The 9056-nt window shown below is 55.2% G+C and carries 10 protein-coding genes and 1 pseudogene; 2 read left to right on the forward strand and 9 right to left on the reverse strand.

The window, feature by feature from the left end:
* Positions 1–1117: PLP-dependent aminotransferase family protein (locus tag G3N92_RS08535; protein ID WP_206127031.1), on the forward strand; the 1117-nt coding region annotated here is incomplete at its 5' end.
* 121 nt (positions 1118–1238) lie between these two features.
* Complete coding sequence (locus G3N92_RS08540; protein WP_206127032.1) at positions 1239–1553, forward strand: DUF4148 domain-containing protein; 315 nt, start codon at positions 1239–1241, stop codon at positions 1551–1553.
* Positions 1554–1780: 227 nt separating this feature from the next.
* Here G3N92_RS08540 and G3N92_RS08545 read toward each other — a convergent pair whose 3' ends face one another.
* The 9 genes and pseudogenes from G3N92_RS08545 to G3N92_RS08585 all read right to left on the reverse strand — a co-directional run bounded on the left by G3N92_RS08545 (position 1781) and on the right by G3N92_RS08585 (position 9054).
* A complete protein-coding gene (locus tag G3N92_RS08545) occupies positions 1781–3517 on the reverse strand; it encodes a ShlB/FhaC/HecB family hemolysin secretion/activation protein (protein ID WP_206127033.1) in 1737 nt (578 codons plus the stop codon).
* 281 nt (positions 3518–3798) lie between these two features.
* Positions 3799–4068, reverse strand: a complete 270-nt coding sequence (locus G3N92_RS08550) for a hypothetical protein (RefSeq protein ID WP_206127034.1) — start codon at positions 4066–4068, stop codon at positions 3799–3801.
* 386 nt (positions 4069–4454) lie between these two features.
* Positions 4455–5072, reverse strand: coding sequence for a hypothetical protein (locus G3N92_RS08555; RefSeq protein WP_206127035.1), 618 nt, complete (start codon positions 5070–5072; stop codon positions 4455–4457).
* A 782-nt stretch (positions 5073–5854) separates the two neighbouring features.
* Positions 5855–6139 (reverse strand): hypothetical protein, encoded by a 285-nt coding sequence (locus G3N92_RS08560; protein WP_206127036.1) that lies wholly within the window; start codon positions 6137–6139, stop codon positions 5855–5857.
* A 758-nt stretch (positions 6140–6897) separates the two neighbouring features.
* On the reverse strand, positions 6898–7305 hold the full coding sequence (locus G3N92_RS08565) for a hypothetical protein (RefSeq protein WP_206127037.1): 408 nt from the start codon (positions 7303–7305) through the stop codon (positions 6898–6900).
* On the reverse strand, positions 7302–7544 hold the full coding sequence (locus G3N92_RS08570) for a hypothetical protein (protein WP_206127038.1): 243 nt from the start codon (positions 7542–7544) through the stop codon (positions 7302–7304). The genes G3N92_RS08565 and G3N92_RS08570 overlap by 4 nt, the downstream gene beginning before the upstream one ends.
* Positions 7545–7895: 351 nt before the next feature.
* Positions 7896–8402 carry an Imm42 family immunity protein gene (locus tag G3N92_RS08575; RefSeq protein WP_206127039.1) on the reverse strand — a complete coding sequence of 169 codons (507 nt, stop codon included), beginning with the start codon at positions 8400–8402 and terminating at the stop codon, positions 7896–7898.
* Between the two features lie 47 nt (positions 8403–8449).
* Positions 8450–8719: pseudogene (locus tag G3N92_RS08580) on the reverse strand (IS3 family transposase); the annotation flags it as partial.
* A 53-nt stretch (positions 8720–8772) separates the two neighbouring features.
* Positions 8773–9054 (reverse strand): hypothetical protein, encoded by a 282-nt coding sequence (locus G3N92_RS08585; RefSeq protein ID WP_206127041.1) that lies wholly within the window; start codon positions 9052–9054, stop codon positions 8773–8775.
* Positions 9055–9056: the final 2 nt, after the last annotated feature.

Raw genomic sequence — 9056 nt, forward strand, 5'->3', positions numbered from 1 at the left:
CGCGCCGATGCCGGGCGCGCTGCGCCGCGCCGCGCTGCTGACCGAGCAGCTCGAACGGCGGCTGCCGATCCGCCCCGGCGACGGCCGCCTGCCGCCCGCCTGGCTCGAATCGGCCGAGATGCGGCGGCCGATCTCGGTGATGCGGCTGACGGCCGACGACACCTACAACACCGCGTGGGGCCTGCTGCCGCTGCGCGAGCGGCTGTGCCGCGCGCTGGCCGAGCGCAGCATCCAGTGCCATCCGGGGCAGTTGCTGATGACCAACGGCGCGAATCACGGCATGGATCTCGTGATCCGCTGCCACGTGCGGCCCGGCGACGCCGTGCTGGTGGACGATCCCGGCTACTACCCGCTGTACTGGAAGCTCGACGTGGCCGGCGCGCGCATCGTCGGCGTGCGGCGGCTGCACGACGGCCCCGATCCCGACGATCTGCGCGAGAAGGCGCGCGCGAGCGGCGCGCGGCTGTTCTTCACGCAATCGCTCGCGCACAACCCCACCGGCGGCTCGATCACGCAGGGCAAGGCCTATGCGGTGCTGCGCGTGGCCGAGGCGTGCAACCTGCTGGTGGTCGAGGACGATCCGTTCGCCGACATCCTGCCGCCCACCGCGCCGCGGCTCGCCGCGCTCGATCAACTGAAGCGCGTGATCTACGTCGGGTCGTTCTCGAAGACGCTGCCCGGCAGCGTGCGTGTGGGCTATCTCGCCGCCGCGCCCGAGATCGCCGAGGAACTGAACGAGATGAAGGTCATCACCATCGTGTCCACCTCGGCGCAGAACGAGCGGCTCGTGTATTCGGTGATCGAGGGCGCGCACTATTTGAAATTCCTGCGGCGGCTGCGTGAGCGGATTCAGGACGCGACCGCCACCACCGTGCGTGGCGTCGAGGCCGCCGGTTTCGAGGTGCCGCGCCCGCTCGGCGGCGGGCTGTACGTGTGGCTCGCGCTGACGGCGGGGATGCAGGCGATCGACCTGGCCGCCGACGCCGCGCAATCGGGCATCTTCGTGGCCCCGGCCGCGGCGTTCGCGACGTCCGACACGCCCACGCCGGGCATGCGCGTGAACGTCGCCTACGGGCACGACCGGACGTTTCTCGATTGGCTCGGGCGGTTTCGTTGAGGGCGAGGGGATAAGTTTTGCGGCGAGGGCATTAATTCGGCGGCGTCCGCATTTACCCTTATCGCGTTAACCCGCAGACTTCGGGCTTGAACACTTTGCCGACTTGCCCTCTAGGATCGCGATGAAATTTGCTGCCTCCCACCGTATCATTCTGGCCGCTGCCGGCCTGGTTGCCATGTTGGGCGCGGCCTCCGCGCCCGCGTTCGCCGATGGCGCGAACCACGCGATCACGCGCGCCGACGTGCGGGCGCAACTCGTCGAACTGGAACAGGCGGGGTATAACCCGGCCGGATACGATGGGCGGCTGCATCGGCGCATGGAGGAGGCGGAGGCGGTGATTGCGCAGCGGCGGGCGGCCGCGGCGGCGTCCAAGGCGATGGTGCTGGAGGCGAGTGCGCCGCAGGCGGGGCGGGTGATGTTGCAGGCTTCGAAGTAGGGCGTCGGTCGACGATGAGGTGCGTCGGCGGCTCGATGGGCGGTTCGCAGAGGTCGCGGTCGTGTTTGCATTCCACGCCGAATGACACAGACAACGGGTGATAGTTCCGTTTGCCGTCGATGATCGTGGCGCCAGTCGCAATCTGCAATCGGCCGTCCGGTGAGTTCGCGGTCCATACCGGCGCCGGCCGATCGGAAATGCGCAAGGCGGGCCCGGTCATGCCTGCATCAGAACTGCGCCGTTACCTGAAACCCGAGCGTCACCCGGGCGGTTGGGAAGCCGGACGGTTTGTACACCGGCGTACCGGCGAACAGGTCGTAGCCATAGCCGCCCAGGCGCGTCGCCACGCTCCCCTTGATGCCGATCACCGCACCGGCCAGTTGGGTGCCAACCAGCGCGATCGGCTGGGCGCCCCACACACGCCCGTAGTCGAGGCCTGCGTAGGCCACCAACCCTGTCTGCCCGATCGGCGCCTGCAACTCGTTGCGCCAGTAGAAGCCGCGAGCCGCGGCGAGCATCGTCTCGCCGTCGAAGCCGCGCACTGTGTAGCGGCTGCCGATCGTCAGGTCGTCGAGGTAGTACAACGTGTTGCCGGTGTACTGACCGTGAAATGTCGTGACGTACCTGAACGGCTGCTGCGCGATCGCGAAGGGCACCGACAGATTCGCGTCGAGCACCGCCATCTTGTAGCGGTAGGTTGGGCCGCCGTCGGCCGCCAGGCTGTCGCCCTGCGCACCGAACGCGCCGATCCCTTGCCGGTACGCGAGCGTGCCGTCGAACTGCGCGTTGCCGAAGTAGTGCCGATCGGTCAGGCCGAACTCGACGAATGTATTGTTGCGGTGCTGCTGCGGGATTTCGGTGTCTTCGATGAAGCTTTGCCCGAACCGGCGCGATAGCCGGAACTGCGCGCCGAACATGTCGTTCTGGCTGCGCGACAGCACACGGTTCAGCTTGAAATCGACCGTCTTTGAGTTGCCGCTCGCGACAAATATCTGGTTCACGCCGGCGATCTGCTGGTAGTACGTGTTCGTGTACGCCGAGAGCGTCGCCGTCCAGTAGCCCCATGGGATCGAATAGAAACCGTTCCAGCCGTGCGAGCCGAGCCGCTTGTCGCCGAATTCGAGATCCTGGCTCACCCCGATGTTGAAGAGGTCGTTCAGGCCCAGAGGGTTGTCGATGCCGAGCGACAGGTTGCCCTGCAGCCGGCCGGTCGCGCGCGTGCCGGAGTTGTCGATCGACGCGACCACCGTCCAGGGCTTGCCTCGCTTCACGTCGAGCACGACGCCGCTCTCGCCCGGCACGTCGGCGGGGACGATCTGCATCGACACGTCCTGGTTCGACACGCGTTTCATCTGCTCGAGGCCCTGTTCGAGGTCGCGCAGGTTCAGTAGCTCGCCGTCACGGGTCGGAAAGGCGGTTTTCCAGGTGCCGCGGAGCTTTTCGTCAGCGAAGCGCACATGGCGGATCACGCCGGGGATCAGCGATAACGTCAGGGTGCCGGTCGACAGATCCTGTTCGGGCAGCAGCACGCGCGTCGTGACGTACCCGCGGGCGAGGATTGCCTGCGACAGGCCTTTGACGAGCACGTCGAGGCCTTGTTTGCCGACGCACTGACCAACGTAGTGGTCGAGCCATTCGCGTGCGAAGGCGAAGCGATCCATCGACAACTCCGACGCGCCTTGCGATTTCACGGACGCGGGCAGTGCATCGGGTACGTCGAGCGAGAAATGATCGATGCGAAAGCACGGCGACTCCGATCGCAGTGCGGGATACCCGGTGCTTGCTGTCACGCTCGAACGCACCGTAGGCGCGGATACCACCCGTTCTCGCACGCGCGCTTCTTCCTGCTGTCGGGTTTGCTGGTCGTTGCCGGGAATGATCAGGCGTGGCGCTTCTTGTGCCGACACACTGGCCGCAATAAGCAGCAGTGTTGCAGCAGAATTCCCCCGGTGAATAGGTCTCATGTATTTTTAAACGCTGGATTGTGAATGTCGGCTACACCACACGCCGAAGGGGCGAGCGCAGTTCCCATCAACACCATCGAGTTTGCCTATTACAACATCGCGAGAAGGTACGATCGCCCGAAGGTAAAAGTGCCTGCTAGACCGATGCTCACCAACGCGCCGATCGTGTTGAGAGCAGCCGGTTCGTTGTAAGCGAAGCGCGCGAATAGATTTTCATGCAAGCATCAGTCCAGGTCGCGTCGCTTGAGTTATGCGAATATATCGTATGGTCGTCGATTTAATTAGATTGCCTGTCGTGGTCGAGGATCATTTTTTCTCACAAATGCTGCTGTCACGAAGATGCAAAAAACAAGCCCCAACAGAGTTCCGTTTGCCAAAACTAATTTCGTGTCATTTTTCACCCGCAAGAATTCACCACCATAAAAATAGGCCACAAAAATCATTGCAAATGCCTTTATGGAGGCAGGGCGCGTAAATGACAGCAAGAAGGCAGATAAATGCAAGGAAATCAACCTAAGCATTTCTTCACTTCCCAATCCGGGATTGAGCATCGTTTGTCACTTTCGTTCCTGTGTCAGCGCCGGCTGCGCCAAAGATACCAGCACAAATTTCAGGAAAATTTTCGAATTGAATAGATTTTTCCCCGTTGATTTCGCCAAAATGCCAGACCCGAATCAACCAAATCTAGCCCCCCATCTAACGGCCCGACAATTTTTTTCGTATAACCAAATTATCAGTGAGCATGGAGGAACCACTAAGGCAATTAGCTTCATCCATTTATACAGTCGGTCAATTTTCGGTAGGTGACAGCCCCCATCTCTCAGCCACATCAATGCAGGCCAGAACAAAAATTCAAAAAAAAGACCCGCCATCACAAACAGAACCAGAAGAAACATGGAAAAGTAAGCGATAGTTAAAAGCTCGCGTTTTAATCTGCTCATTTCTTTATCGGTTTCGATGGAGGAGTGGCGATGATTCCAATTGTTCCGTTGATTCCTTCGAAGCCTATCGCACCCACGGCGATGCCACCAAGAGACGGCAACGTGCTGGACGGAAGGTACTTGGAAACGCCGAAGCCAATGTCGACCCATTCTGGTCGATACCAAGGATTGACTACCTTGGTCAGCCCGCTTTCGATCCAACCGCCGGCCTTGTAACCAACTACTGTACCTGCTGCCGCCCCGACCATGCTCCAGTTCGGGTTGTCACCTTTTACTGCCTCTCCCGTATTAATCAAAAGTCCGGAAAGAAGCTCTGTCCCAAAGGCCAATGCGCCAGTCATCCCAGCCAATCCTGTATCCACCAAGTTAATTTTCAAATTATTAAATATATACTGGGATCCTGTTTTAACGGTCGCACCAATACTGTCGCCAGCCAACATTCCTGCGATCAATGGCACACCTCCTGCAATCGCACCACCCAACGCGATCATGCCAGCACCTGCAATCCCAGTACTCGCTGGGTTGTTCTTGACATTATTCTTCACCAGATCGTTGTAAGTCACGCCTTTGTTGATCTGGCTTTGTCCAGCATCATGGCCTTTCTGGTTGCTCACTATGCACTGGCTGTTGTAGTCGTGATTTCCGTATTGCAGGTAGCCGTCTCGGCGTAGATTCTGGCAGCCAACCCGCGAGTCATGTACGCCGCCCGATCTTACTTTAAAGGGGATTATTTAAACCAGGGGCCAAATCTTTTCGGGTTGCCGTTCAGCATCCCCGCGGTTCGAAGCGGTTTCTGTAGACGTCTGAAAAATATCGGCAACTGAATCAGAAGAACTAGAATTTCAATCTAAAATACTGATGCATCATCGCTTAATTTCAGTGCTAATCTACAAATCCCAATAACCGCGACTGCATTGCAGTCAGCCGCAAATACGGATGCAAGAGATACAGTAAACCAGATTTGAGATGTTGCATGCGCTCGACGCCAATTAACTGATGACCTCCGGAATTTTTAATGTCGTTGAGCAGCGCAAATACTTTTATGTCGATTATGTGGTCGATGATTAAATCAGGTGTCGGGCCAATCTTCCTTGGATTTGTTGATGGTTTTACGGCCAAGGTATGCGAAAAACGTCGTTCTCACCGATAAGCTCATGAAGGCGAACAGGGGGGGCAAACAATTCGGAGAATATTGGCTTGATTGTTTAAAAACTGACCAATGCAATTGGCATTGCAAATGCTCCGCCATACAGGGCCATAAACGCCACTGTGAATACTTTCCATAGGCGGAATTCCCTGCGAATTTTTTCAATGAAAGCTTATAAAACACCACCAATTAATCCGCTTATAATCTCGCCAGACATGGTCATTCCTTGCAGGCAGTCGTATAGGCCGGTCAGTTTTCCCTGTTTTTTTGTGCAGCACGTCCTAAAAATGCAACGAGAGTGACCGTGGCAGACAAACCCACAAATACAAGTAGCGTGAAAGGTGTGAGGAATTCGCCAAATCTAGATACTGTGGCCTTGAGGCCAACCACCGCAAGCCCCATCGCAAACAACCCTAGATATATAAAAAACATCGACGCGAGGAAAACTTTCCACAGACGAAATTTTCCGAGAATATTTCCGAAAACTTGCCCGAAGAGCCCTCCTATAAGGCCACTTATAGATTCAAGCGACATTTTCACTCCTTATTGTTTCTGAGGTTCACCAGGCTTCACAATTATGATCGCGTTGCTGGTCAGCTTCGACACCTGATCGGCCGACAGACTCGCGCCAATTGGCAAATCGAGCGACTTCGACAGATCTGCGCCGGCTGCCATTGGCGATTAATACATGCTCTGTTCAGAACTGACTTCCTCGTTGCTGTGCCTGATTTTATGTTGCTGGGTAATGTTTGTTAGTTTTGTCGTTGCTCTATGCGCACCTTTCCAATTCGGGACGTGCAATTTCGATGGTTTTCAGAAAGTCCGAAAGACTGAATTTCATTCTCACATTATTCGGCAAGACATAAAGATCAGCCAGAAATTCGATTTCCATTCTTTCATTTCCACCTTCTCTGTCTAAAACGCAGAGCCTCTGACCGTCGAAGCTTATCTCTGCCGTAAGGTACTCGTGATCCATGTCACTGACGAAGTCGATACTCAATCCAGTCATTTAATTCACCTTATTTCGTTCGATCCAGGACGCCTGAGAACGAGCCGTCTGCATTAAACCTTATCCCTTGGCCATTGGGCAAACGATATTCTCAACGTTGGTCCTTATATAGACCGGTTGTTGGCTCACCGGAACGCCTGCGTTGCGCTTGACCTCATTGAAGGCACCTCCGCGATCGGCCCCATCGGGAGACATATTCGGTGGTGGCGCACCGCCATTATCGATCGAATTCGCATCAACGCTTGCTAACGTCGATTACTGCGTACATAGCCCGAGGTGCTGGTTATTCGAAGTTCACGGCAAAGGCATCACCTGAAAGATTCTTGCTGGCATACTGACTGAGCAATCCTTCGATGAGCTTAGATGCCACTGCGACACAGTGAATAGCGGCTACCCCATCAAGATGAAGAGAGAAAGTACTCAGTCGAGCATCCCCGTTCCAAGACACGAACATATCGCTGCTGGGCGAGCTCCAAAACTGTACATTTCTCAGATTTCCAGACTTGATATTTTCCAATACTTCCGCCGATACAGTCACAATCTGCTCCCCGTCGTCGGACCAGGACGTGATCTTGCCCGTTTCTGGATTTTGAATAGTCAATCCGGCTAAATTGATGCAGGCTGCCACAAAAGAAAATGCAGAAACCAAGTCATCAGGAATTGATACACGAAAAATTCGGTTTGCCATCATTTACTCCCGGCAAATATTTTTACATTCCCTTCGCCAAGAACCTTAGTCGCAAGGTTGATTGCCGACTCCGGGGTTCCCTCGGCGAAGTAGACCTGAGCCGCTACGCCACGTTGATCGGCGATTGTTTGATAGATACGAAGCTCTTGTCCCAATTTTCCGAGGTTGTTCGCCTTAGCAGGGCCACCGACGGCTATCAGATCACCGTTTGGCGCAACCACATCAATGTCTGTCGATCCCATGCCTGGGACTGCGACTTTTCCCCCCGAAGTTGAACCATTGAATTCGTTTTCACTTCAGTCATGATGTCATTTTCCAAGCATCGCGTTAATGCAGCCAGTGATGTAGGTCTTCAACGCTGCGGCTTGTGCAGCACTAGCCTCAATGTAGTTTGGATCGAGCGGTTGCCCCTTGTGGTCGTCCACTCTCCGGGCATCTTCGCGCCTTTCGAAGAGTTGAATGAACCGGGTAGACCTTGCGTATTTACCGGATCGTTTAATATATTGCTTTGCTATGCTGGGGTGAGTAACTCGAAACCTTCCTGTTGTTTGATCCCGTTCTGCGGCAGGATATGGTCTGCTGCGAGTCTACCCTCAGCTATACGCTTCCAGTAGGCTGCTGAGTTTGCTACAGGTGTCCAACGCGACAGCATCGAACTCGCCTAATGCTAGGTCAACCGTCTTAACGCTGTTTCCGCCATCGCTCGAACAAACGATCTTGGAAATCTCTCGGGCATCCACCAAGTAGATGTGCCAAGTTCCGAAAATGTCGATGGGTGGACAAACGTCAAAGCACGCTGGCATTGAGTCGGTAGGAATCAGCTTAGCCAGGTCATCGCTGGCTTCGTTGAGATAGTCTCGAATAATGTGGAATGCATCTCGACCATCGCATGAAGCGAGAGACGGGGCCGTGCGCCTTCCGGTATCACCAACGATGTATTTCATTGCAAACAGGACGTCGCGCAGCGAAGTTACTTCGTAAAAGTCGCCGACTTGTTCGCCACCAATCCAATAGCAAAATTTGCCGAACATCCACGCACCGCCCGGATTTTCGTTTAGTTCAAACTCAATACCAAACCTTGCCTTGTTGCCATATAGCATTCTCATTTCCCCAAGATATTCAGAACATTTGCGGGAACCTTCGACTAGAGGTCCAGCACTACCGCCAGATAAAGCCAGCCCTGCCAAGTTCGCAGGTACATGATGTCCGTGACCCAGGCACGATCTGCCGCTTCGGCGGTGAATTGTCGGTTCAGTCGATTGGGCGTGAGAATCGACGGCCGGCCAGCAGTGCGATGAGGCGACTTGTATCCTCGAATCGCCTTGATACCGTTGCGTTGCATGATTTTGGCCACTCGGTTCTTGCTGCAAACTTCACCCACTTCGCGTAGGTTGCAGCACAGGCGACGTGCACCATATCATTGATTATAAAAAATTAGACCGTGATGCGCCTATGGAAAATTCCTTGAGATCAACTCCTCTTATTCGATCGCGCGTGAAGAAGAGCGCAAAAAGAAAAAATAGCGGAAAACCCTATCGGCACAAACACCCCTGGGACTGTGAAAATAATCCCTATGGAAGTTGCAACACCTTGCTCAAATCCAGCCTTTAATATCGCAACGGAAAATATGAAGATATAAATTAATGCAAGAATAAAAATAAAAACCTTCCAGTATGAGAGTTTTCCGATAGCCCTTGAAACGAGAGGCCCCAAAAATCCACCTAGCAGACCACTCCAGAGACCATCAATCATTA

The sequence above is a fragment of the Burkholderia sp. Ac-20379 genome (genome assembly GCF_017104645.1).
Lineage (GTDB): Bacteria > Pseudomonadota > Gammaproteobacteria > Burkholderiales > Burkholderiaceae > Burkholderia.

Bases quoted from the DNA above. Each gene is read 5' to 3' on its own strand.
- G3N92_RS08540 (WP_206127032.1), top strand. From the start codon at position 1,239: ATGAAATTTGCTGCCTCCCACCGTATCATTCTGGCCGCTGCCGGCCTG.
- G3N92_RS08545 (WP_206127033.1), bottom strand. From the start codon at position 3,517: ATGAGACCTATTCACCGGGGGAATTCTGCTGCAACACTGCTGCTTATT.
- G3N92_RS08550 (WP_206127034.1), bottom strand. From the start codon at position 4,068: ATGCTCAATCCCGGATTGGGAAGTGAAGAAATGCTTAGGTTGATTTCC.
- G3N92_RS08560 (WP_206127036.1), bottom strand. From the start codon at position 6,139: ATGTCGCTTGAATCTATAAGTGGCCTTATAGGAGGGCTCTTCGGGCAA.
- G3N92_RS08565 (WP_206127037.1), bottom strand. From the start codon at position 7,305: ATGATGGCAAACCGAATTTTTCGTGTATCAATTCCTGATGACTTGGTT.
- G3N92_RS08570 (WP_206127038.1), bottom strand. From the start codon at position 7,544: ATGGGATCGACAGACATTGATGTGGTTGCGCCAAACGGTGATCTGATA.
- G3N92_RS08575 (WP_206127039.1), bottom strand. From the start codon at position 8,402: ATGCTATATGGCAACAAGGCAAGGTTTGGTATTGAGTTTGAACTAAAC.
- G3N92_RS08585 (WP_206127041.1), bottom strand. From the start codon at position 9,054: ATGATTGATGGTCTCTGGAGTGGTCTGCTAGGTGGATTTTTGGGGCCT.